Origin of the sequence: Micromonospora sp. DT62 (assembly GCF_049847285.1) — a bacterium.
GTDB lineage: Bacteria > Actinomycetota > Actinomycetes > Mycobacteriales > Micromonosporaceae > Micromonospora > Micromonospora reichwaldensis.
Genome location: NZ_JBNCOB010000014.1, coordinates 70,225 through 94,204, shown reverse-complemented (window position 1 = coordinate 94,204; position 23,980 = coordinate 70,225). Strand labels below are relative to the sequence as shown.

The 23,980-nt window shown below is 67.6% G+C and carries 10 protein-coding genes; 6 read left to right on the top strand and 4 right to left on the bottom strand.

Annotated features, from left to right (window positions below; translation table 11 throughout):
- Positions 1 to 23: 23 nt before the first annotated feature.
- From ACPXCB_RS19865 to ACPXCB_RS19840, 6 genes are all read left to right on the top strand, one after another.
- Positions 24 to 3,017, top strand: a complete 2,994-nt coding sequence (locus ACPXCB_RS19865) for an SNF2-related protein (protein WP_425877123.1) — start codon at positions 24 to 26, stop codon at positions 3,015 to 3,017.
- Positions 3,014 to 8,533 (top strand): class I SAM-dependent DNA methyltransferase, encoded by a 5,520-nt coding sequence (locus ACPXCB_RS19860; protein WP_425877122.1) that lies wholly within the window; start codon positions 3,014 to 3,016, stop codon positions 8,531 to 8,533. The genes ACPXCB_RS19865 and ACPXCB_RS19860 overlap by 4 nt, the downstream gene beginning before the upstream one ends.
- On the top strand, positions 8,530 to 15,261 hold the full coding sequence (locus ACPXCB_RS19855; protein ID WP_425877121.1) for a DEAD/DEAH box helicase: 6,732 nt from the start codon (positions 8,530 to 8,532) through the stop codon (positions 15,259 to 15,261). The genes ACPXCB_RS19860 and ACPXCB_RS19855 overlap by 4 nt, the downstream gene beginning before the upstream one ends.
- Complete coding sequence (locus tag ACPXCB_RS19850; RefSeq protein ID WP_425877120.1) at positions 15,258 to 17,582, top strand: UvrD-helicase domain-containing protein; 2,325 nt, start codon at positions 15,258 to 15,260, stop codon at positions 17,580 to 17,582. The genes ACPXCB_RS19855 and ACPXCB_RS19850 overlap by 4 nt, the downstream gene beginning before the upstream one ends.
- Positions 17,583 to 18,380: 798 nt before the next feature.
- Positions 18,381 to 19,619 carry a methyltransferase, FxLD system gene (gene fxlM, locus ACPXCB_RS19845; RefSeq protein WP_425877119.1) on the top strand — a complete coding sequence of 413 codons (1,239 nt, stop codon included), beginning with the start codon at positions 18,381 to 18,383 and terminating at the stop codon, positions 19,617 to 19,619.
- A complete protein-coding gene (locus ACPXCB_RS19840) occupies positions 19,616 to 20,245 on the top strand; it encodes an AAA family ATPase (protein ID WP_425877118.1) in 630 nt (209 codons plus the stop codon). The genes fxlM and ACPXCB_RS19840 overlap by 4 nt, the downstream gene beginning before the upstream one ends.
- A gap of 270 nt (positions 20,246 to 20,515) precedes the next feature.
- On the opposite strand, the gene ACPXCB_RS19835 is transcribed toward ACPXCB_RS19840, so the two are convergent.
- From ACPXCB_RS19835 to ACPXCB_RS19820, 4 genes are read right to left on the bottom strand one after another with little or no spacing between them, the layout of a single operon-like run.
- Complete coding sequence (locus ACPXCB_RS19835) at positions 20,516 to 21,172, bottom strand: 3'-5' exonuclease (protein WP_425877117.1); 657 nt, start codon at positions 21,170 to 21,172, stop codon at positions 20,516 to 20,518.
- 15 nt (positions 21,173 to 21,187) lie between these two features.
- Complete coding sequence (locus tag ACPXCB_RS19830) at positions 21,188 to 22,432, bottom strand: hypothetical protein (protein WP_425877116.1); 1,245 nt, start codon at positions 22,430 to 22,432, stop codon at positions 21,188 to 21,190.
- On the bottom strand, positions 22,429 to 22,947 hold the full coding sequence (locus ACPXCB_RS19825; RefSeq protein WP_425877115.1) for a nucleoside-diphosphate kinase: 519 nt from the start codon (positions 22,945 to 22,947) through the stop codon (positions 22,429 to 22,431). The genes ACPXCB_RS19830 and ACPXCB_RS19825 overlap by 4 nt, the downstream gene beginning before the upstream one ends.
- Entirely contained in the window at positions 22,947 to 23,972 is a 1,026-nt protein-coding gene (locus ACPXCB_RS19820) for a thymidylate synthase (RefSeq protein WP_425877114.1), read from the bottom strand. Before ACPXCB_RS19820 ends, ACPXCB_RS19825 begins: the two co-directional genes overlap by 1 nt.
- Positions 23,973 to 23,980: the final 8 nt, after the last annotated feature.

Genomic DNA, 23,980 nt, shown 5'->3' with positions numbered 1-23,980 from the left:
CGGAGACGGAGAACGGAGCGAGGGTGAGTATCGAGGCCGGGCCCGCAGGCGGCGGGGGACGTGCGTCGGCTGGATTCCCTCCGGGGTCGCAGGTTGAGGTGCGGGACGCGCAGTGGCTGGTCCGTAAGTGCACCTACACCGCCCGGGATTCGTGGATGGTCGAGGTCACCGGGGTGTCGTCGTTCGTCCGGGGCGTGGAGGCGGTCTTCTACGACCGCCTCGACGACATCCGGATCCTCGACCCTCAGGACACCAGGCTGGTCGGAGACGACTCGCCGAACCACCGGCGGGGGCGGCTGTTCCTGGAGGCGGTGTTCCGCAGGACAGCCCTGCCGCAGACCGAACGTGGTCTGGCGTTGGCGGACGGCTTCGTGATGAACCAGCAGACACATCAGCTACGGCCGGCCGAACTGGCCCTGTCGATGAGGAACCCCCAACCGCGGATTTTGATTGCGGACGTGGTCGGCCTGGGTAAGACGCTGGAGATCGGCATTCTGCTGGCCGAGCTGATCCGGCGCGGGCGTGGTGAGCGGATCCTGGTGGTCACTCCGCAGAACATCCTGGAGCAGTTCCAGCGGGAGCTGTGGACGCGGTTCGCCATCCCGCTGGTGCGGCTCGACTCGACCGGCATCCAGCGGCTGCAACGGGAGATCCCCGCTGGACGTAACCCGTTCGCCTACTTCAAACGGGCGATCATCTCGGTCGACACGTTGAAGAGCGACGTCTACGCCCATCACCTGGAGCGCACCGACTGGGACGCGGTGGTGATCGACGAATCACACAACCTCCTCAATCGGGGTACGCAGAACAACCAGCTCGCAAAGCTGCTCGCCCGCAAGACCGACGCCTTGGTCCTCGCCTCGGCCACCCCGCACAACGGCAAGCCGGAGTCGTTCGCCGAACTCATCCGGATGCTCGACGAGGCGGCGATCGCCGACCCGGCCAGGTATGACGTCGCCGACCTGGAGCATCTGTACATCCGACGGACGAAGACCTCGCCGGAGGTGCGTGACAGCCTCACCGGCGCCTGGGCCGAACGTGGCCCTTCGCTGTCGATTGCCGCGCCTGCCAGTGATGCCGAAGCCAGGGTTTTCGCGGAGTTGATCGAGCGGTGGATCCCCGCCGAGGGTGGCACCTCGGTGAGCACCGCGCCGCTCGTGCCGTACCAGTTGTTGAAGTCGTTCCTCTCTTCGCACCTGGCGCTGCTGGCGACCATCGACACGCGGCTGAAAACCGTCGGCGGCCCACCTGCCGACAGTTCTGGGAGACATGCGACCAAGCATTCCGTGGATCGACGCGTCACGGACGAGACGCGAAGTGCGGAGCATGACGCGTTGAGCCGTCTCCGGGCTCTCGCCGCGGCGATCACCGACCAGGACTCCGCGAAGCTCGCCGCGCTGGTGGAGTACCTCAGAACGATCGGGGTCGGCCCCGGCTCGGAGACCCGGGTCGTGATCTTCTCGGAGCGGATCCCGACCCTGACCTGGCTGGCCGGAGCCGTACCCGCCGCCCTCGGCTTCGCTCACGGCGCGACGAAGGACAGGCGCAGGCCGTGGCTGGCCTTCGGCGGGGTGGCGCAGGTGATGCACCGCGACGCCACGTCCGAGGAGCAACAACAGGAGTTCGTGGAGCGGTTCGGCCTGCGCGACGATCCGGTACGGCTGCTGTTCACCGGGGACATCGCCTCCGAGGGTGTCAACCTCCATCAGCAGTGCCACCATCTCATCCACTACGACCTGCCGTGGTCGTTGATCCGGATCGAGCAGCGTAACGGCCGGATCGACCGGTACGGGCAGTCGCGCTCTCCGCAGATCCGTGCCGTCGTTCTCACCTGCGATTTGCCCTGGCGCACCGACCCGGAGAGCGGGCAGCCTCGCACCCTGGACGACCGTCTGGTCGGTGAAAAGTTGCTGGCCCGGGAAGAGCAGGCGCACAAGATCGACGGCTCAGCCGAGGCGTCGAGTGGCCTGTTCCGGGCGAGAGAGGAAGAGAACCGCTTCATCAAGGACCTGGCGGCGGGCCGGACCATCGAGCAGTCGATTGCCACGTCACGGCAGAGCAACACCGCGTTCCTCGCCCAGCTTGTCGGTCAGGTCGGCGCGGTTCCCGAGCGTCCCGAGGTGCGCCAGGCCGAGGTGCTGACGCTCTTCGCCTCGACGGCGCAGTACTTCGAGGAGGGATTGCGGCTGGTCTGCCGACCCAACCCCGAGGACCAGCTTTCGCTGTACCGCGACGACGACGGGACCATCGCGTTCGAGCCGCCGCCGGACCTGCTCTACCGGCTGCGGTCGTTGCCTCAGTCGTACCTAAAGGAGCAGCAAATCCTGCCGGGGCGTGACCACCCCGGGCGCCTCCGGATCACCTTCTCCAAACAGCTCGCCGAGAGGCGGTTGACGGCGGCACGGGAGAGCTCCGACACCCAGTGGCCGACCGTCTCGTACGTGACGGACGTGCACCCGGTGCTGGAGTGGTTGACCGACAAGGTGCTCGTGGAAATCGGCCGTCACGAGGCGCCGGTCTTGGCCGCCGACGTACCCGAGCCGGTGTTCCTCGTGCAGGGCATCGCGTCGAACAAACTCGGTCGACCCACGATCGTGGAGTGGATGGCGGTCACCGGGCTGCCGTCCGACGCGGTCACGGTGACGCTGACCCCGGAGCTGCTCGGCCGCTACGGTCTTGGACCGCGGATGCCGGCGCGCGCCGTACCGCGTGACCTGGCAGGGCTGAGGAAGCTGGTACCGGCCGCGATTGACGAGGCCCGGCGGCACATCAGCACAATCGAGGGCGACTACCGCCGCGACATCGAACAGGCGCTGGAGCCGTACCGCAGACGGGTCAGCCGCTGGCATCAGGAGGCCCTCTTCGCCGGTCCGCCGGCCAGTCGACACCAGGTCGACTCGACCGCCGAACGGCTGCGTCAGATGGTGGCCTCGCTGGAGTCCGTCGGTGCGCCGATGATGCGGCTGCTGGCCGTCCTGGAACCGCTCACCGGGCAGACGGGGGCAGGAGAGCAATGAGCGCGGTCTACGACACGTTCACCAACCGCGGTGAGTATCTCTCGGCGCATTACGTCGCGGAGGAGCTGAGCACCGACCTCAAGAAGGGCATTTTCACCACCTGGACAACCCGGGAAACCGACAGGAACGATCCGCGTAGGACCCCGCGTGAGATGGTCCGCTCGCTGCGCGGCGTCTACCTCGACGAGGATGGGCGCCGGTACTTCGCCGCCTCAGCCGAATCGGACGAGGACGGACCCCCCTGGCTGGCCACCTACGACAACCCGCAGTGGTGCAAGCGGCTCACCGACTGGCATCAGGACGTTCTCCGGGCGCTCGGCCACCAGGCGGCACCAGCTGAGATCGTCGTGCACCGGGCAGGTCGCAAGCATGCGGTGACCGTCGCCTTCCACGGTGACGGCATCCTGGCCCTCGATTGCGGCTGGACCGCCACCAACGACGCCGCTCTCGACCCCGTCGGTGCCGGACGGCTGCTCCGCCCGCTGCGGGTCAGCGGCACCGAACGGTACGACACCGGCGCGGCCCTGGCCTCGTGGCTGTTCCAGGGCACCATCGGCGGTCCCGACGGCTCCCACCCCCGATTCATCCTCCTGTTACACGGCGGCGTGATCATCCTCGCCGACCGGTACACCTGGGCCGAAGGCCGTTACCTGGCCGCCAACCTCGACGCCGCGTTGGAGCGTTACGACCGGTCCCAGACCGGCGAGCTCGCTACCATCGCCGCCCTGTTCAGCCACGAGATGCTCCGGCCCGGCGACAACGACCGCTCGCCGGGGATCGACGAGCTGTTGAAGAAGTCCAGCACGAATGCCGTCGGTGTCGACAAAGACCTACGCCACGGCCTGCAGCGCTCCGTCGAGATCATCGCCAACGAGGTGCTACAGCGGATGGCGGAGCCGGCCAACAACGTACGCCCCGTCGACATTCAGGGCTCGAAGCTTCCGTTCGCCCGCGAACTCACCCGCGAATGCCTGCGTTACCTCTACCGCATCCTGTTCCTGCTGTACGCGGAGGCTCGCCCCGAGCTGGGCATCCTGCCCGCGGATGACGGCAGCTACGAGAGCGGCTATTCGATGGCCCGGCTCCGGGAGCTGGTCGCCCGCGACGAGGAGCTGGTCGACGAGGAGGCAAAGCAGGGCTTTCACCTCTACCTCTCCCTGCACCTGCTGTTTAACAAGGTCAACTACGGGCATCGGGGATACGGCACGGAACCCGATGACGATCAGCCCGGCGACGACGAAGCGACCCGCAAGGAGAAGGTCGCCCGTCGCAGCGAGGACCACGGCCTGCGCTTCGAAGCCCTCCGCAGCCAACTCTTCGACCCCAAGGCCATCCGCCTGATCGGCACCGGAGTCCTCGACCCCCGTAGCGACGACGAGACCAACCCGCGCTGGCTAGACCTTCGGCTACGCAACAAGGCCCTGCACGAGGTGCTGCGCCTGCTCACCATGAAGAAAGGCAAGCGGGGCCAGCGCGGCGGCTTCGTCTCCTACCGCAACCTCGGCATCAACCAGCTCGGCGCCGTCTACGAGGGCCTCATGTCCTACACCGGCATCATCGCCGACGAGGAACTGTGCGAGGTCGCCCGCAGCGGCGACCCCGAGCAGGGGTCCTGGCTCATTCCCGCGCACCGCCAGCAGGACTACCCCGACAAGAGCCTGGTCCACTACGGCGAAGAGGACGCCCCACGCGGTCTGCGCGGCGTAAAGAAGTACAACAAGGGCTCCTTCGTCTACCGGCTCGCCGGACGTGACCGGGAGACCTCCGCCTCCTACTACACACCCGAGTCGCTGACCAGGGTCACCGTCGAGCTGGCGCTCAAGGAGCGCCTCGACCAGGAGCGCGATGCCGATGGCAACGTGATCAAGACCCGGGCGGCCGAGCTGCTCTCGTACAAGCTCTGTGAGCCGGCGCTCGGCTCCGGCGCGTTCCTCAACGAGGCGATCAACCAGGTCGCCGAGGAGTACCTACGCCGCCGTCAGGACGAGCTGCAACGCTCGATCCCGTCCGCAGACGTGCTGACCGAGAAGCAACGCGTCAAGGCGTACATCGCCCTGCACAACGCCTACGGCGTCGACCTCAACGACACTGGTGTCGAGCTGGCTGAGGTGTCGCTGTGGCTCAACACCATGCACCCCGGCATGCGCGCCCCATGGTTCGGCCTGCACCTGCGTCGCGGGAACTCGATCATCGGCGCCCGTCGCGCCGTCTTCTTCGCCGACGACATCTGGTCGCCGGCGAAGGAGTGGCTGAAGGCCAAGGGGGGCCTGCCGCCGACACCGCTGCCGATGCGCGACGAGGACGGTCAGCCCCAGGCGCTACCACAGGACACCGTGCACCAGTTCCTGCTGCCCGCACCGGGCTGGGGGGCGGTTGCCGGCTCCATCGAGGCCAAGAAACTCGCCACCAAGCAGACGTCGGACCTTGCCGTCTGGAAGAAGGGCATCCTCCAACGGCCCACGCGAAGCACGGCGCACCTGAACCCGGACGGCACACCGAAGCTCAACCCCCGCACCAGGCAACCGAAGCCGGAGCGGCCTTCCCAGTACACGCGGCTACGCGACGCAGCCCGGCGCGCCGAGTTTCTCTGGTCCGTCGTCGTCAAGCGAATGGAACTCTCCGAACGGGACATCGCCCGGCAAATCCCGATCTGGGCGGCTGACCCGAACGATCCCGAGTTCGCCTTCATCCGGCAGCCCGAGAGTCCGGCGCCGAAGGAAAAGGTGCTGGAGGATCTCTTCGAAGCCGTCGACACGCCGTACTGGCGGCTCAAAATGGTGATGGACGCCTGGTGCGCGCTCTGGTTCTGGCCCGCTGACCAGGTCGATCTGCTCGACGGCACGCACGACGAGTACCTGCCCCTCGACCCCGCCGTCCAGGGCAGCCTCGCGGACCTGGTCGGCGCGGTGGCCCCGGAGAGCGAGGCGCTCGCGCTCCCGGAGCCCGTCGCCCGGACGGTAGACACGGACAGGGCGACGTCCCCGCCGCTGATCCCGACCAACGGGCTGCCAAATTTCCAGCAGGCGCTCTTCGCTGTCGACGGTGAGCAGACGACCCTGGACGAGGTCGGCTGGGGGCTGTCCGATCCGCAGCCGCCCGTCTCGAAGCCCCGAGCAGAGGCAAAGAAGCCCGCGAAGTCCCGAGCCGTCCCGCTGCGACGGGCCATTCCCCTCAAGAATCTCGGCGACTGGCTCGACTTCCTCGAAGCAATGCTCGGCACCGCGGACGTGCCGGGCGGCACTGTGATCGACTCCTTCGAGAGCCTCGAACAGCTCCGGGACTTCGAGAAGTGGCTCGTCCTTGAGATGCGGATGGACCTGACACCTCCAGAACAACGGTTCCCGTGGCTGCGGGTAGTCCGGGACATAGCAGACCGGCAGGGCTTCCTGCACTGGGAGCTGGAGTTCGCGCTGATCTTCGCCAATCGAGGCGGCTTCGACCTCCAGGTCGGCAACCCACCGTGGGTGCGGCCACGATGGGATGCCGACGCCGTCCTGGCCGAGCACGAACCCTGGTTCGAACTCGCCGACCGGCCGTCCGAGGCCGAGAAGGAACGACGTCGCCGAGATCTCCTCCAGGAGCCGGCCGTGAAGCGTTACGTGCTCGGCGAACTGACCGGCACCAGCGCAGCGGTGGCAATGCTGGGCTCGTCGCAGTTCTATCCCCTCCTGACGGGCACCCAGCCTGACCTCTACCGGGCCTTCATGTGTCAGGTGTGGGCCCACACGTCCCAGCGGGGAACGGTCGGAATGCTGCACCCCGACACCCACTTCTCTGGCGAGAAGGAGGGGCCGCTGCGGGAGGCCGCCTACCGCCGACTGCGCATCCACGGCGACTTCGTCAACTCCGGCCAGCGCTTCTTCCCACGCCCGGTCGGCGACACCGCCCACTTCGGGATACACGTCTACGGACAAGCGAGAGAGATCCGCTTTGACCACCTCTCCTGGCTGGTGTCGGCTGACGCGTTGCGGCTGTCGCGCGACCATGACGGCTCCGGTGAGGTGCCGGGTATCCGCTACCAGAACCGCGAGTTCGACGAGCGCCCTCACCGAACTCGGGTCGTCACCGTGGACGAGGAGGTGCTTGCCGTCTGGCGACGGCTGCTCGACGAGGAGCACCGGCCACTGTCCCAGGCGCGCCTGCTGTTCCCGGTCAGCACCGCCGAGGCCGCCGCGATCGAGGCCCTTGCCGCCTACCCGCTCCGGCTGGGCTCTCTAGACCCGCAGGTCTCGCCTGGATTTCACGAATCCGGCGCGAAGAAGGCAAACCTGATCGACTACAACCGGATCGACCCCGTGACCGGTCGCGAGCATCAGCCGACAAGCTGGGAAGAGGTCATCCTCAAGGGAACGCAGTTGAGCACGGCGACCCCGATCTTCAAGCGGCACGACGCGAACAGCAACGATCCCTATGGCATCGACCTGGTCAGCCTGCCACCCGACTTCATCCCCGATACCCAATATGTGATGAGCCCCGGACGCGACGCGGCGTATCACGAAGCCCACGACCCGTGGATCGATCACGTCGAGCTGACACGACTAAGGGCCAGCGAGAACGCGATCGCCGATGCGCGCTCTTGGATCTCGGAAACCTCCGGAATCCCAGAGGCAGATGTGCCGGCTGACAAGATCGACGGGGTACTCGTGAAACGCTCCCGACGCCCCTACGTTTACTTCTACCGGTTAGCGTGGCGAGAAATGGTCGCGCCTAACACCGAGCGCAGCTTGTACAACGCAATCATCCCACCAGGACCAGCCCATACCCACGGCGTTCGCAGCGCATCGTTGATGGGTAACCGCACAACTGCTCTGCTCTCGGGAATGTGGGCGTCCATCCCGATCGACTACCTGCTGCGAATCACGGGAACGGGTCATCTGGATGTCGGCCGGGCGGGCAAACTCCCGGCTCCGTCGCCGGATCATCCCCTCACCTCAGCCTTGCTGATTCGTACGCTGCGGCTGAACTGCCTGACCTCGGCGTACGCCGATCTGTGGGCGGAACTGCACGACCCGGGCTGGCGTGATACCGAGGCGTGGGCATGTGAATGGCCGGGTTTGCCACCCTTGGCGGAGACCGAGCCGGAATGGACGCCCGCCACGCCGTTGCGGACCGAACGGGCCCGGCGCGCGGCGCTGGTCGAGATCGACGCCCTGGTAGCGGTCTGGCTCGGCATGAGCGTCGACGCGCTGATCGCCGCCTACCGGGGCCGCTTCCCTGTGCTGCAGAAGTACGAGGCGGTGACCTGGTTCGACGCGGACGGATGGAAGCTCGCCGGGAACGCCCGGACCATCGGCCAGCGGCAAACCAAGGAGAGCTGGGCGCAGTTCGAGGCGTACCGGAACGACAGGTCCGAGCCGAAGACGGTATCGCCGCCGGTCGGCTACACGCCCCCGTTCCACAAGGCCGACCGCGAGACGGAGATGCGGGCGGCGCACGCGGTGTTTCAGGCCCGCCTGGATGCGGCGATCGCGCGTGGTGAGTGGGATCCGGCAACGCGGAAGGCGACGACCGAATGAGGCCGACCCTGCAGGCGCGCGGGCTCAAGGAAAGCCTGCTTCAGTACCTCTCGACCACCTACGCACTCGCCGACGAGGGTGCCCGGGAGGCGCTGCACCGGTTCCTCGGCGACGAGACCTCAGGCATGTTCCGTGGCCCGTACCTGCGGATCCGGACTCCCTTCACCATGGCGGATTCGAGTTGGGAACGGCATCTGGAGTGGCGTCGGAAGGGCTGGACGCCGTACGCGCATCAGGCGCGAGCGTTCGCCCGGCTGACCACCGCCAACGGAAATGTGCCACAGCCGACGCTGGTGACCACCGGCACCGGATCGGGTAAGACCGAAGCGTTCCTGTACCCGGTGTTGGACCACTGCCGGCGGGAACGCGAGTCCGGTCGGGCCGGCGTGAAAGCGGTCTTCCTGTATCCGATGAACGCGCTCGCCACTGACCAGGCGCAACGGATCAACGAACTGCTCATCGGGCACCGCGACGACCTCGGCAACGTGACGGCCGGCCTCTACATTGGCGACCGGGCCGCCATCTCGTACGAGCGCGTCCACACCCGCCGGTCGGACATGCAGCTGACCCCGCCGGACATCCTGATCACCAACTACAAGATGCTGGACCTGCTGCTGCAGCGGATCGACGACGCGCCGCTGTGGCAGGATGCGCAGATCCGCTACGTGGTGGTCGACGAGTTCCACTCCTACGACGGGGCTCAGGGCACCGACGTGGCGATGCTGCTGCGTCGACTGGCCGCCGTGGTCGGCGTCGACGAAGAAGACCGCCCCCTGGGCGGCATCTGCCCGGTAGCGACCTCGGCGACCCTCGCCTCCGTCACCGACCCGAGCAGCACCCCCGACCTCCTGAAGGTGGCGACGGCGGTGTTCGGCACCGAGTTCACCGCCGAGGCGGTCATCGGTGAGGACCGGCTCACCGTCGACGACTTCATCCCCCTCGAAGCGATCGATCCGCAGCCGACTCCGTCGCCGGACGAGTTGCTGGCGCTGCCCGACCCGACGACCGGTGACGCCGCGCTGCTGCTCCTGGCCAACGCGATCACCGGAGTCGACACCCTGGAGCCCATCGAACTGGGCCGGCGGCTGAAGAAGCACCTGTTCACCAGGGCACTACTGATCGCCCTCGGCGGGGAGGTGAAGACTGGGGCCGAGGTGCTCCGGCTGATGTGGCGGGCAGGAGCGCAGAGCTGGTCGGCGACGATCACCCGGCAGCCGGAGAAAGCAGCGGAGGCGCTCGCCCGATTCGTGGCGTTGCTGTCGCACGCGAGAGACCCCGACTCCCGGCCCGGCGAGCCACGACCCCTGGTACACGTCGAGGTGCACCAGTGGGCCCGGGCGGTCACCCGGCTCCTGCGGGGGGTGCTTCCGTGGCCGAAGGCGGAGTTCCGTTGGGATGTAGCCGGCACCCGCGACGTGAACGCCGGCGCCGCAACGGTGCCCGTCACCACCGCCACGGCCGGCCAACTGGCGAACCTGTTCCTGCCGGCGGTCTACTGCCGGGACTGCGGCCGCTCCGGCTGGGCCGTCTTCTCACCGGAAAGCGACGACCGGGACGTCCAGTTCGACAGCTACAAGATTCGCCGTGCGTCGGTCGGCCAGGACAAGGTGCGGGTCCGCTACCTGATCGCCGCGACCGACCGGGAGGCGACCGAGGGCGCCGGCCAGAACGTGCTCACCGGCGCGGGGCGGCACACCCGCAAGGGCTCGGCAGCGCAGCAGGGGCCCGGCGGCACGCTGATGGTGCTGGACGCCGTCCGGCAACGGCTACGGCTGCCGGACCCGGCCAGCGACTACGGGCGTACAGGCGAGCCGGCGCTGACCGCACGCGACTCCGCGTTCATCCTGGTCAACCTCGGGTCGACAGCGAACACCGCAGCGGCGGAAGACTGGTGCCCCGCCTGCGGGGAACGCAACGCGATCCGGTTCCTGGGCACCGGCGCGGCCGCCCTGGCCGCGGCGGCGACCACCCAACTGTTCACCGCCGGAGAGCTGGACAAGGAGCTGTACGAGGACAAGACCCTCATGTTCAACGACTCGGTCCAGGACGCGGCGCATCGGGCCGGGTTCGTCGCAAACCGGTCATACACCTTCTCCCTGAGGGCGCTGCTCGTCGCGCATCTGCGACAGGAGTCCGGGACAGCACTCAACGACCTGATCGCCGACGTGGTGACCGCGACCACCGACCCGGAGACCCTGGCCGCGGTGGTGCCCCCCGATCTGCACGGGCTGAGGGGCGTGGATCGGATGTTGTCCGGACGGGGGCGGGGCGGCGATCTCGCCACCTGGGAACTGGTGGGGCAACGGCTGGCCTTCGAGGCGCTGATGGAGTTTGGTTTCCGCTCCCGCAACGGGCGCACCCTGGAACTGACCCGCACCGCAGCGGCGCACGTACGCATCCCCGACCCGGCTGCGGCGGTCGCGCTGGTCCGCGACGTCCATCTGGGCCTGGGCAGTGGCGACCAGCCGATCTCAGCCGTCGACGACGACGCGTACCTGGGATTCCTGCGGATCCTCCTGGAACGGTTACGCAGCCGTGGCGCAGTCGCACACAAGTGGCTGAGCAAGTACATCGACGAGTCCGGAACGAGCCGGTACTTCATCTGGGGACAGCGGCCATCGGGCATGCGGGCCTTCCCGAGCCGGGTCGCGGCACCCAAGTACCTGCTGCAGCATCCGAAGAACGGCAGTGACTTCGACGTCGCCGCTGGCCGCCTCTCCTGGTACGAGCGATGGGCGGATCGCCAGCTGCACCTGCCCCGGACCGACGCGGCGGACTTCTGGAGCCGGCTGTTGCCCGAGCTGACCTCGATCGGCCTGCTGTCGACGCGTACCCCGAACGACACCTCCACCCGGATCTACGGCCTGCAACCAGGAAACATCGAGGCGCTGTTGCTCGACGACGCCCAAGTGCGGGAGGCGTTCGTCCGCTGTCCGGTCTGCTTCTGGGAGCAGACGGTGCACCCGTCGCTGCTGGAGCAGTGGCACGGCCAGCCCTGCCCGGCGTACCGGTGCCAAATCGGCAAGCTGGTGGCCGGTGACCAGTCCAAGGAACTGGGCCGGCACCAGCGGGACCGGGACTACACGCAGGACTACTACCGGCGGCTCTACCGGCGGGCCGGCACCTACCAGGTGGTGACCGCCGAGCACACCGGCATGCTCACCCGACCTCAGCGCGAACAGGTCGAGCGGGCGTTCAAGCAGGGCCGCAAGCCCGACCATCACGGCGTGATCGAGTTCAAGAACCCGAACGTCCTGTCCTGCACCCCGACCCTGGAGATGGGCATCGACATCGGTGACCTGTCCGCGGTAGTGCTCGCCGCGCTGCCCCGCCGACCGGCCAGCTACGCGCAGCAGACCGGACGCGCCGGACGCCGCACCGGCAACGCCTTCCTGCTGACCATTCCCGATCGGTCACGGCGTGACCTCTACTTCCTGGACCAGCCCAAGGAGCTCATCGCCGGGGCGATCGTGCCGCCCGGCTGCTACCTGTCCGCCGTGGAGATCCTGCGCCGGCAGTACCTCGCGCACCTGCTCGACCTGGCGGCCGCCGGCCGACTACGGCGCGTCGACGGCGTCGTCCTGCGCCCCTTGCCGGACCGGGCACCCGCGCTCTTCGGCCCCTCCGGCTACCTGGTCGACCTGATCGAGGTGGCCATGGAGCAGGGGGCTGAACTGGTGGAGCGGTTCCTCCGCCTGTTCCCTGGCGAGGACGGCGCCGATGTGCTTCCGCGCGGGGTGAGCGAGGACGCGCGGCAAGACCTGAAGGCGTACGCGCAGCACGGCCTGCGGGCCGCCCTGGAGGAAGCCGACCGGGAATGGCACCGCCGGTACGATGCCATCCGGGCACGTATCCGTACGATCGGCGAAGCCCACGACGAGTTGCACGACTCCGACCCGGAGCAGGCCGAGCAGAAGGCCGAACTCGACGCTGAACGGCGCGGGCTCGGCAAGCAACTCAGCGCCATCGGCAACACGTCGGCGCAGAACATTCTCTGTGACCTCGGACTGCTGCCGAACTACGCGCTGGTGGACACCGTCACCACCCTGGCCGCCACCCTCTACGGCCCGGACGGCGTCGACCCCAAGACCGGCAAGACACGGTTCACCTCGGAACCGCTCAGCTACGAACGGCCACGCCGCTACGCGCTGTCGGAGCTGGCACCAGGCAACAACTTCTACGTCAACGGTTACCGGCACGAGATCACCGGCTTGGAGATCACCACGGCCGGGCGACCGGACTGGCACGCCTGGCGGGTGTGTCCCGACTGCGGCTACATCCGCACCGAGAACGCGAACAACGACCGTACGCCCTGCGCACGCTGCGACAGCGGCCACATCGCCGATGACGGGTGCCTGTTCCAGGTCGTCGAACCGACCACGGTGACCTCCCGTGACCGTCGCGAGGACGCCCGGATCCGCGACGACAAGGACGAGCGGGACCGCCGCTTCTACACCGTCGTCGACGCCGTCGACTTTCCCGACGACCAGATCGCCCCGAGCTCATCGTGGCGACACGCGACGCAGACCTTCGGAATCGACTACTGCCGGCGGGCCCTGATCCGACGGATCAACGTCGGGCCCGCCCGGTTCGACGCGCCACCCCGCGACGACTTCGCCGGGCACACCGTCCGCATCAACCCGTTCCACGTCTGCACCGGCTGCGGCGCCGCCAGCGCCGACGGACGCCCGGTCTTCGACCACGACACGGACGCGGTGACCTCCTCCCAGGCCCGCAACCCCGCCCTGAAACACCACCGACCGTGGTGCCCACTGCGCCGGGGCAAACCCGACGGCGTACGCCAGGAGCCCGTGCTGCTGGCACACCAACTGCAGACCGAGGCGCTACGCATCCTGCTACCGGCGGCGACCGCCGACGTCGACACGCGGGTGCACTCCTTCCGAGCCGCCCTCCGGATGGGAGTCGACCTGCACTTCGGTGGCGACCCACAGCACCTGGACACCACCGTCGCCTCGATGCCGGACCGGAGAAGCGGCGAACGTCGCTGGTTCCTCGTACTCTTTGACAGCCTCCCCGGCGGCACCGGCTACCTGGACCGGCTCACCAGAGCCGACGACTTCCGCGACGTGCTCGTCAAGGCGTACGACGCGCTGCGTGAGTGCAAGTGCAAAGACGAGCACCGACGGGCCTGCCATCGCTGCCTACACCGCTACATCCCGGAGCAGTTGCAGGACGTGGTCTCCCGCGCCACCGCGCTCCGGATGATGGAAACGCTCCTCTTCGACGGCGAGGGCTGGCAGACCCAGCCGGTCAGCAGCACCAGAGAGGTCGGCCTGGACCGTCAGGTGGAGTCCGACCTCGAGGCCCGGTTCCTCGCCGCCCTCCGCGACTGGGTGACCGTGACCGACGACGTCTCACTGGACGAGGACGGCCACGCCAGCGGGCACCTCCGCTTCACCCGCGGACCCGACGTCGTCCACTGGCGGTTGACCGCTCAGCAACCGCTGCACCGGACCAGGACCGACTTCACGTTCACCCGGGTAGACGGGCCGCACCAGACCGTCACCGTCTTCCTGGAGGGCTTCCAGTTCCACGCCAGCCGGGATCACAACCGCATCGCGGCCGACGCCCAGAAGCGTACGCAGCTACGCGCCGACGGGTACCTGGTCTTCCAGATCACCTGGGCCGACATCGACCACTTCGAGCAGCGACCGGGCACCGCTTCGCCCGTCTGGCCGCCCTACTCCGGTACCGCTCAAGACCTGGCCAGGAACACCTACGAGCAATACGGCGGTCAACGCGCCCAGTTGGCCAACACGGTCTTCACCAATCCCATCGGCTCCCTGATCGCGTATCTGCGGGAACCGGACAACCATCGGTGGGGTAGCCGCGTCGAAGCGATGGTCACGGGACTACTCGCGGCACCGAGCAGCGTAGCGGTGGCCACGACGAACCGGCGAAGCGACCTCGCCCGCGCCCTTCACACCGACCTCGTCGGCGTCACCACCGACCAGCCACCACAGCCACCGCCCTCCCCCAGCCCGGACCCCACGATGCACGCCTTCCGCTCGCAGGACATCACCGGCCTACCGATCGTCACCACGCTGGACGCCACCGACCCCGACCAGCCACGCTGGTCGGCCCTCGCCGTCCTCGACGATCGCGACGACGTCCTCGGCACCGACGCCCACCACGCACGGTGGCGTGCCTGGCTGTACTGGACGAACCTCACCCAGTTCCTCTCCTTCGTCGGCGGCGACGGGGTCCAGCTCGCCTACAGCACGGCACCCGAGTTTGACCTCGATGTGCTCACCGTCTGTGGCGGGCTCGGCGAGTTGGACACCCTCAGCGGCCCGACCGCCACACCGACGCCGTCAGCCGAGTCCACGGGCAGCGGCACCGCACCCCACCCCGGCGGCCAATACGACCCGACCTGGGACGAGGACATCCTCGACATCCTGCGGGATGAGCCCGAGCAGGGTGGTGACCTCGGAGTCCTTGCCCGACGGCTGGCCGAGCTGGGCAAGCGTGCGCCGGTGTTCGGCTACGAACTCGGCACCGGCCGCTGGCAGGCCGACTTCGCCTGGGCCGAGTCGAGCATCAAGGTGGCCGTCGTCCAAACCCCCACAGCTCACGACGACGACGCACAGCGCCGCGACGAAGTGTATGCCGAAAATGGCTGGACGCTACGCTCCGCCGCCGAGTGGCTGGCACACCTCGACGAGCTCGTGGTGCTTCTTCCCGACATGAAAGACTCCGAGGCATGACCGCGCGACTCAGCCTGCATCACAAGGCCGAGGAAGAGCTCTACAGGCTCGACCGGACAGTCAAGGGCCAGTTCTACGACTTCTGCCACCGCTTCCGAGAGGAACCGGACCGGCCCAGCCTCGACCTGAAGAAGCTCAAGGGCGACTCACGCATCCACCGCGCCAAGATCAGCCAATCCTACCGGGCACTCCTCATCCCCATCGAGACCGACCAACGGGGCACTAAACACTGGCTCGTCATCGCGGTACGCCACCGCAAGGACATCTACGACGAACTCCAGGTGGCCGTCAACCGCGTCACCGGCGAACTCGAGTTCGTCGACCTTGCAGTCGTGGGCGACAGCGCGCTCCGACGAGCCGGTATCACCCTCACTCCGGCCGAGCCTGGTAGAAACACGCCGACCATGCCGGCGCCTCCTTCGCAGGAGCCGTCCGACGTGCCGGAGCGTCCAGCACTCCTCGCCGCGTACAGCGCCGACCAGCTCCGCGAACTCGGCGTCGCCGAGCAACTCATCGACCTGGCGCTGACCGTGTCCACCGACGAGGAGCTGGACCAGCTCCTCACCGGCGCACCGCTGCTGTCCAAGGACGTGCTCTACGGGCTCGCCGCCGGAATGGGCATCGACTCGGTCCTCGAAGAGGTCACCCGACCGGTCCAACTGGAAACGAAACCGGACCCCGCCGACATCGTAGCCGCCTTCAGCCGCACCAAGGTCACCTCCATCGACGACCACGTCCAAGCTGCCCTCGACGAGGGCAGCTTCCGGCGATGGAAGCTCTTCCTCCACCCCATGCAGGACAAGATCGCGTACCACGACTACACCGGCCCGGCCCGTGTCTCCGGCGGCCCTGGCACGGGGAAGACCGTCGTTGCCCTACACCGGGTCAAGTACCTCGCCGAACACCTCAGTGGTGACAACGAGCGGATCCTGCTCACCACGTTCACCGCGAACCTCGCCGCCGACCTGCGGCTCCGGCTCACCTCCCTCATCGACGCCCCGAAGCTGCTCGAGCAGGTCGACGTCATGCACATCGACCAGTTAGCCGCGCGAGTCATCGGCGAGAACTCCGGCAACCACAACCGTCGGAAGCGGATCAGCGACCAGGCGGCGCTGACGGAGCTGCGGCAGCTTCTGGTCGAGGTCGACGAGCAACGCTGGGACGCCGAGTTCCTCGTCGACGAGTGGAATCAGGTCATCCTCGGTCAGGCGCTACTCACCCGCAGCGCCTACTTCCAGGCCCGACGGGCCGGGCGTGGCCGGGCCCTCACCCGCCCCGAACGCAGCCAGATCTGGAAGCTCATCGAACAGTTCACCGCCCGGCTGGACAAACTCAAAGTCGAGACCTGGGGGCAGGCCGCCGAACGGGCCGCCCGCTTCGAGATGGACCGCGCGGCGGAAGCCGAGAAGCAGCGGACCTCCACCGAACCAACCGGCAGCAGCTCCGGCTCGCGCCCCACCATCCACCGGTACCGACACGTCGTGGTCGATGAGGCCCAGGATCTGCGCGCCGCCCACTGGAAGATGCTGCGCGCCATGGTCGCGCCCCAACGCAACGACCTCTTCATCGCCGGCGACACGCACCAACGCATCTACGACCACCAGGTGTCCCTCGGCGCCCTCGGCATCAACATCCGCGGCCGCTCCACCCGGCTCACGCTCAGCTATCGCACCACCCGCCAGATCCTCATGCACGCCACACGCATCGCCGAGGGCGACAAGGCAACCTACGACGACCTCGACGACGGCACCGACCAGCTCACCAGCTACCGCTCCGTCCTGAACGGCCCCGCACCGATCCTCACGGCCTACCGCAACTGGGACGAGGAACTCCTCGGCCTGGGCACGCTGCTCAAGACCTGGAAGGACGAACTCTCCACTGACGAACACGGCGCCCACCGGGACCCGGCCGGCCACATCGCCGTCGCCGTCGCGGACCACGAACAACTTGCCCAGGTCATCAATCACCTCGCCACCCATAGCGGGCTCACCTGCGCCGAGTTGACCAAAGACGGCCCCCAGGACGACGGAGACATCCACGTCGGAACGATGCACAGGTTCAAAGGACTCGAATACCAGCGCCTGGCCATCATTGGGCTACGCCACGGTATCCTCCCCCGCGCGCACGTCGAGCGCTACCGCCACCACGACCCCCAGCGGTACGAGCACGAACAGCGGAAAGCACGCTCCCTACTCTTCGTCGCCGCCACCCGCGCACGAGATGTGCTCGCCATCAGCTGGCACGCCCAACCAAGCACGCTCTTTGCTGCTACAGGGAAGGTTCAAGAGGGCTGTGGTACCAGCTGCAGCAGGAGCACTTGATCCAGCGCGCCATTACAAGTTAATTGAGCGAACTCGGCCCCCTTCGCCACGTCCGCCACCCCGCCGAGGGTTCCGAGGCAGAGCCCGCTGTGTTGTCGGCCGGATCCGGGACCCGTTCGACGCCGACGTCCCTTTGCAGGCGAAGGCCCGACGCTGCTGGCACGACCGCCGGCCAGCCCGGCAGAACGACTCCGAGGTGCTGGAACACCGGGACTACCTCGAGTGCCCTGCCAATGTTAGGCAGTACACCCCTTAGATCGCGTCACAGGTGGCGAGATCCGATGAGCGTAAGCTCGGTGATCTTGGTTGCCATGGGGAAGCCCTCGTACAGAGGACCCTGCCCATCGTCCTCGATGAGCTGGGGACAGCTCCGCGACCATCTCGGCCTGAAGCACAGCGGGAGTGGCCTCCCAGGTGCACTTGATCAAAGTGAAGTACGCCTCATAACTTCGACCGCGTCCCCTCAACGGATACACCGTCCGGTTTGCCCTCGAACCAGTCGTCAATCTCGCCGCCTTCACATTTGCGCCGGCGACGGAGATAGTGCACACCGGCTGCTCACCGAGCTCTACCGTGCGGTCGCCGACAGCGTCCCCGTTGCCATTGGCCGAACGCCCTGTGCGACGGAAGGCTCAGTTGACAGCCGGCCGCTCCTCCCGGCCTTCTCGGTAAGGCGACGGTGGAGGGCCGGTGCCTTCCTGGAGGCGACTCCATGGCCGGCGCGTTTTGTCACATGCGCCCGATATTGTCAGCACATGCCCTGCATACCACCGACGTCCACCCACCGGAGGTCAAACCATGGCCGGTTCCATGCTCGACACCAGCTCGGCCGATGAGGCCCGCGCCCGGCTCGTCGACCAGCTCCTCGCTGACCGGAGGATCACCTCGCTAGCGGTGGAAGCGGCGTTTCGCCGGGTGCCGCGGCATCTGTTCGCTACCGAAAGCGTCAGCATCGACGCCGCCTACGCCGACGACGCGGTCATCACCAGACGCGGCCCAGACGGGCGCGCGGCGAGTTCGATCTCCGCGCCGTGGCTACAGGCCTACATGCTGGAACAGGCCGGGCTGCCGCTCGGCGCCCGGGTCCTTGAAGTTGGCTCCGGCGGCTACAACGCCGCGCTGATCGCCGACGTCGTGGGCGCAAGCGGCATGGTCGTCACCGTCGACATCGATTCCGACGTCACTGACCGCGCCCGAACCGGCTTGAACCGTACCGGCTACCGACAGGTGACGGTAATACACGGTGACGGCGAGTACGGACACCAGCCCAGCGCTCCCTATGACGCAATCATCGTCACCGTGGAGACAGCGGACCTTCCGCCGGCCTGGCTCGACCAACTCGCCCCGGCGGGTGTTCTCCTCGTGCCGCTGCGGATGCGCGGCATGACCCGATGCCTCACCTTGCAACGTCACGAGGATCATCTTCTCGCCACCGCGGCACTGCAATGCGGGTTCGTGTCGATGCAGGGCGACGGACGCAACCCCACCCGCCGCCTGGTCCTGCGCGACGACGTCGTCGTGGTCCTGGACGACACCACTCCCGAGGTGAGCCTGGACGCACTCACCGCGGCCCTGCAATCGCCGCGGCTGGATGCCTGGTCGCCGGTCACCATAACGATGCAGGAAGGCCCCTCCTTCGAGTCGCTGCACCTGTGGCTTGGCAGCCAACCCCGGCTTTTCGGCACTCTCGCCGTAGACCGCGAGCGGTACGCCGGCCTGGTCGACCCTCAAGACCGCTTCGTCTGCCCGACCCTGCTCACCGCCGACAGCTTCGCCTACCTCGCGATGCGGAAGATCGACGACACCACCTGGCAGTTCGGTGCCCACGGCTTCGGACCCGATGCCGACACCCTCACCACCGACATGCTCGACCTCATCATGGTCTGGGAACACCGCCATAGGCACGGCCCCGATCCGAAGATCACCGTGCATACCAACGGCACACCCCCGCCTAAACCCGATGGATCTCAGCTGCTTGTGACCCGCCGTCACGCCACGATTGCCGTCACCTGGCCCGCCTCGGGGGTGCCGCAGTGACCGCCGACCCGTCGCGCATCGAACAGTTTCCTTCGCAGCTCCCGGTCCTGGTGATCGTTCGCGGCAACTCGGCAAGCGGAAAGACGACCGCAGCCCGAGAAGCGCGACGCCGCTACGGACGCGGGATCGCCCTACTCGAACAGGACCACCTACGCCGGGTCGTCCTCAGAGAACATGACAGCGCCCACATCGACCCCGTAGCGCCAGCGTTCATCACCGCGACCGCCCGCACCGCCCTCGACCTGGGCTACCACGTCATCCTCGAAGGCATCCTGCACACCGAACGCTACGCCAACGCCCTGCACCAGCTCATCGACCGCAACCTGGGGCCGCTTGCCGTTTTCTACCTCGACGTGTCCTACGACGAAACGGTCCACCGCCACCTCACCCGCGCGGAACCGATCCCCGTCACCCCCGACGAGATGCGCCAGTGGTACACCTACCGCGACCTGCTCAACGTCCCCACCGAAACCGTCATCCCCGAAACCAGCACCTTCGAACAGACAGTCACCACCATCCTGCACGGCAGCGGCCTCATCACAGCATCCCCACAAACGCCCTGCCCACGCCGCTGCCGGCACTGCGCCCACAAAGAGGGAGCCCCGACCGCCGCCCCGGCTCACTGAACCAGCGAGCCGCACACGCTTCGCTCACGTCAATCGAAGCTGCGACGTTGCAGCGCTGGCGGGAGCAGCACTGCGAGCTATACGACACTCCTGACGCGGCCGACTTCTCGTCGCCGGAGTGAGAGCCGTCCGACCCGGCCCGACACGCCGACGTGCGTGGAGGAGGAAGTCGCGGAGTGCACCCGCCAGGTGCGCGAGGACACGGCCGATGACTGGCGGCCCTGGTACCCGGGGCCGATGTAGCCCATCCACCACCTGGACTTCTCAGGATCAGAACAGTCCCGGTTGCTGGAGGGGCGGAGCATCACCGGCCATCCGCGTGTCCATCGGGACGCCAGCGTTGGCGACGAGTTCGCCCAGGACCGGGGGGCGCTCCCATCGCTGCTTGATCAGTGCAGGCAGCAGCAATGCAGCGGCGACCGTGTCCCAGAGCGCCCGGTGCGGCTGGCTGCCCGGGGCAGCGGCGTTGACGGCGGCGGCAAGTTTCAGTCGATCCATCAGGGCACCCAGACTGTGTCGATGGCCGTGGGTGAGCGCGCGGGATAGACGCAGTGTGTCGATGAGGCCGGCTGGGCGTAGCTCGGGAAGGCGTCGGTGCAGCAGCCGCCAGTCGACGGTGACGTTGTGGCCGACGAGGTAGTGACCGTTGATCCGGGCAGCGAGAGCCGGCGCGATGTCGGCGAGGGCCGGCGCGGTACGCATTGCGGTGTCGGTGAGGTCGGGTGACAGCCAGGGCCGGCGGCCGATGGGGCGGCCGGGGTTTACGAGGGTGTTCAGGGCGGTGGGCAGGTGCGGCAGCCCGGCGATGATCGGAACGACCGCGATCTCCAGGATTGCCTCGTTGTCGCCGTCCTGGGGTCCGGTGCCTTCCAGGTCGATCGCGACAAGGTGTGCGAGGGTCCATGGGTCGCTCGGGCTGCCGCTCATGCTCGTCTTCCTTGGTCAGTCGTCTTCGTACTGCGCGCTGTGTGCGAACGCCGCCCGCACGTTTTCGAACTCCTGTGCTTGCTGCGGGTCTATCTCGTGGCCGAGGAGTTGGCGCCCGTGGGCGTGCAGGAAGTGGGGCTGGTCGAGTTCCCAGATCTGGTGGCGCATGGCGTGCTGGACGGCGTACCGGCGTTGCTCGCCCAGGCCGTGGGTCCAGACGTGGCCTGGCTCGACGAGGACGCTGCTGTCGTAGCCGAGTTGGGCGAGGACCTGGAGCACCTCCTGCTCGGTGGGTTCCTTGTAGTCGGCGATGCACAGGTCTTTCTGCTTCTGCGGACAGATGTCGCAGATTTCCCGTACGCCCCAGTGGCCGTTGTAGTCGGCGACGCCGTGGGCGTAGGCGACGCCGCAGGAGGTCTTGCGGAACAGCGGGGTGCTGATCCCGGATGTCTGCCAGGCGTTGACGATCAGCTCGTCGATGTCGGCGGGCATGGTCTTGCGCCGGGCGTAGTCGTCACCGTACGGCACAGTAACGCCGAGGGAGCGCAGGTACTCGGCGTTCTCCGGCTTGTGGTAGTAGCCGGTGAACACGATCGCGTCGACGTCGCCGCCGATCTCCAGGACGTGGTCGATGGTCTCCGGGGCGGTGTTCCAGCCCGGGACGATGGGCCGCCAGTACAAGACCACGCCGGTGCGCTTCTTGTTCGCGACCGCGGTGTAGATCGAGTTGATCGTGATGGCGCTCTTCGTGATCGGCTCCACCCGGTCGTCCTGGATGCCGGAGTACGTGAACAGCAGGGTGACCCTCAGATGCTTCAGGTCTTCCAGCGCTGCCATGTCGGAGGCGGTGACCTTGAAACGGGTGATGATCAGGACGTGGTTGGTGTACTCGCGTTCGTCGAGGGCCCGGAGTACCTGGAAGAGGTGGGGTTTGACGCCGGGCAGGAACGGGTCGGTGGCCTTGTTGAAGAGCTGGATTGGGGTGATGTGCGGCCGGAACGCCTCGTGGGTGATCAGCCCGAGGATCGCCTCGTCGGTGGGCACCAGCAGGTGTGGCTTCTTCACATCGAAGTTGCCCCAGAAGTGCCTGACGCAGTACCCGCAGTCCAGTGGGCAGCCGATGATGTGGTTCAGCGACAGGCCGGACTTGCGGTAGCCCGCCCACTGGGCCATGTACGGGTCGAGCGTGGCCTGCTTCTCCGCAGCCAGCAGCGGCAGGTATCGGGGGCCGCCGGTGAGGTCGGTGGGCGTGAGGGTCATCGGGTGCCTCCATGGGTGGGCTCGCGCAGCAGGTGCGCGTGTTCGGGGCCGTACCAGATGTGGAAGTCACGCTCGACGACGTCGGTGGTGTCGGACGTGTGGATCAGGTTGTCGACGAGGCGGCCTTCGGTGATGGCCTTGTCGAGGCTGTCCTTGGCGTACCGGCCTCGGACGGTGGTGGCAGCAGCGCTGGCGGGGTCGGTGGGGCCGACGATGCGCCGCAGTCTCGGCGCCGCGTCCTGGCCGTAGCCGAGCGCGACGCCGACGCGGTTGCCGATGAAGATGCGGCGTAGCTCGGCGGGCACGTCGCGGCCGAGCTGGTCGGACAGCGGCAGCATGTCGTCGTAGTGGGCGAAGACCTGGTCTTCGGTGGGGATGACGATGCGCCGGTCGATGATGGTGACGAGCTGGCTGCACCAGTCGAGAACCTCGGTGGTAAGGCCTCGGCGGACGCAGTCGGGCTTGAGCAGGATGACGCTCCACCGGGACCAGTCGACGTTCACGGGAATGCCCATCACGGCCGCCGGGTGGACACGAGCGGTGGTACGCGGCTGGGCCAGCTTTCGGCGGCCAGCCACCAGTGTCCGGGGTGCAGCTCGGCGACGGCTTCCTGGGTCACCGCCGTGCCGGGCCGGTGCACGATCTGCCGGTACACCTCGAACAGCGCGAGGATGCGCCGCCAGTACGGTGCGATGGGCAGGTTGGCGAGCCCGTCTGGGGTGAGCTGATCGTGGTCGGTGCGCAGGAGCTCTTCCCAGCGAGCGACCTCGCGGATGTCGTCCCAGCTGGTGGGGGGCATGGGGTCGATGTGGAAGTGGCGGCGGGGTGCGGGCAGCGCGGCTTCGTCGAGGATGGCGTGGACCTTGCCGGCGTCGAGTTTGTTGACGTGCATCGACCCGACGTGGTGGGAGTAGGTGCCGACGGGCACGCCGAGGCGACCGGCGGTGAATTCCTGGATGAAGGTGAAGGCGAAGGTGTCGCCGAGCAGGCCGATGACGGCGTCGTTGCCTCGCATGTAGGCCGACATGTGCAGCTCGCCGCCGCGCAGGAGGAACTGTAGGCCGAGGGTGCAGGCGACGTCGGGGTTGGCCGGGTCGACCAGCTCGTCTGGGCGCATGATGGGCATCGCGGCCCGTTTGGTGTCCGGGTCGTTGCGCAGCAGTTCCTCGATGCGGTCGAACTGGCTGCGGGTGTCGGGTCGGGTGGTGCGGAACAGTCTCGGCCCGTACGCGGTGCCGGTGAGCTTGATGCCGTCGGTGGACAGCGCCTGCAGCTTCGGTGCGTAGTAGCCGATCATGTCGACGTCGTCGCGGCCGGTCAGGTACCACAGGGCTTCGGCGTGGTTGAACACGATGTTCGCCTTGCGGGCGGCCAGGTAGAGGATCCGGTCGGTCGGATGGGTGATGGTGAAACTGGTGTTGATCACCTCCATGGCGTCTTTGCCGCGGCCGGCGGTGTCGAACTGATGCCGGTTGGCCACCTCGTTCAGCACGGCTAGGTACGCCTGCTCGAGGTTGGTGTACGTGGGTCCGAAGACCATGGGCGTCT

Bases quoted from the DNA above. Each gene is read 5' to 3' on its own strand.
- ACPXCB_RS19860 (WP_425877122.1), top strand. From the start codon at position 3,014: ATGAGCGCGGTCTACGACACGTTCACCAACCGCGGTGAGTATCTCTCG.
- ACPXCB_RS19855 (WP_425877121.1), top strand. From the start codon at position 8,530: ATGAGGCCGACCCTGCAGGCGCGCGGGCTCAAGGAAAGCCTGCTTCAG.
- ACPXCB_RS19850 (WP_425877120.1), top strand. From the start codon at position 15,258: ATGACCGCGCGACTCAGCCTGCATCACAAGGCCGAGGAAGAGCTCTAC.
- fxlM (WP_425877119.1), top strand. From the start codon at position 18,381: ATGGCCGGTTCCATGCTCGACACCAGCTCGGCCGATGAGGCCCGCGCC.
- ACPXCB_RS19835 (WP_425877117.1), bottom strand. From the start codon at position 21,172: ATGAGCGGCAGCCCGAGCGACCCATGGACCCTCGCACACCTTGTCGCG.
- ACPXCB_RS19830 (WP_425877116.1), bottom strand. From the start codon at position 22,432: ATGACCCTCACGCCCACCGACCTCACCGGCGGCCCCCGATACCTGCCG.
- ACPXCB_RS19825 (WP_425877115.1), bottom strand. From the start codon at position 22,947: ATGGGCATTCCCGTGAACGTCGACTGGTCCCGGTGGAGCGTCATCCTG.
- ACPXCB_RS19820 (WP_425877114.1), bottom strand. From the start codon at position 23,972: ATGGTCTTCGGACCCACGTACACCAACCTCGAGCAGGCGTACCTAGCC.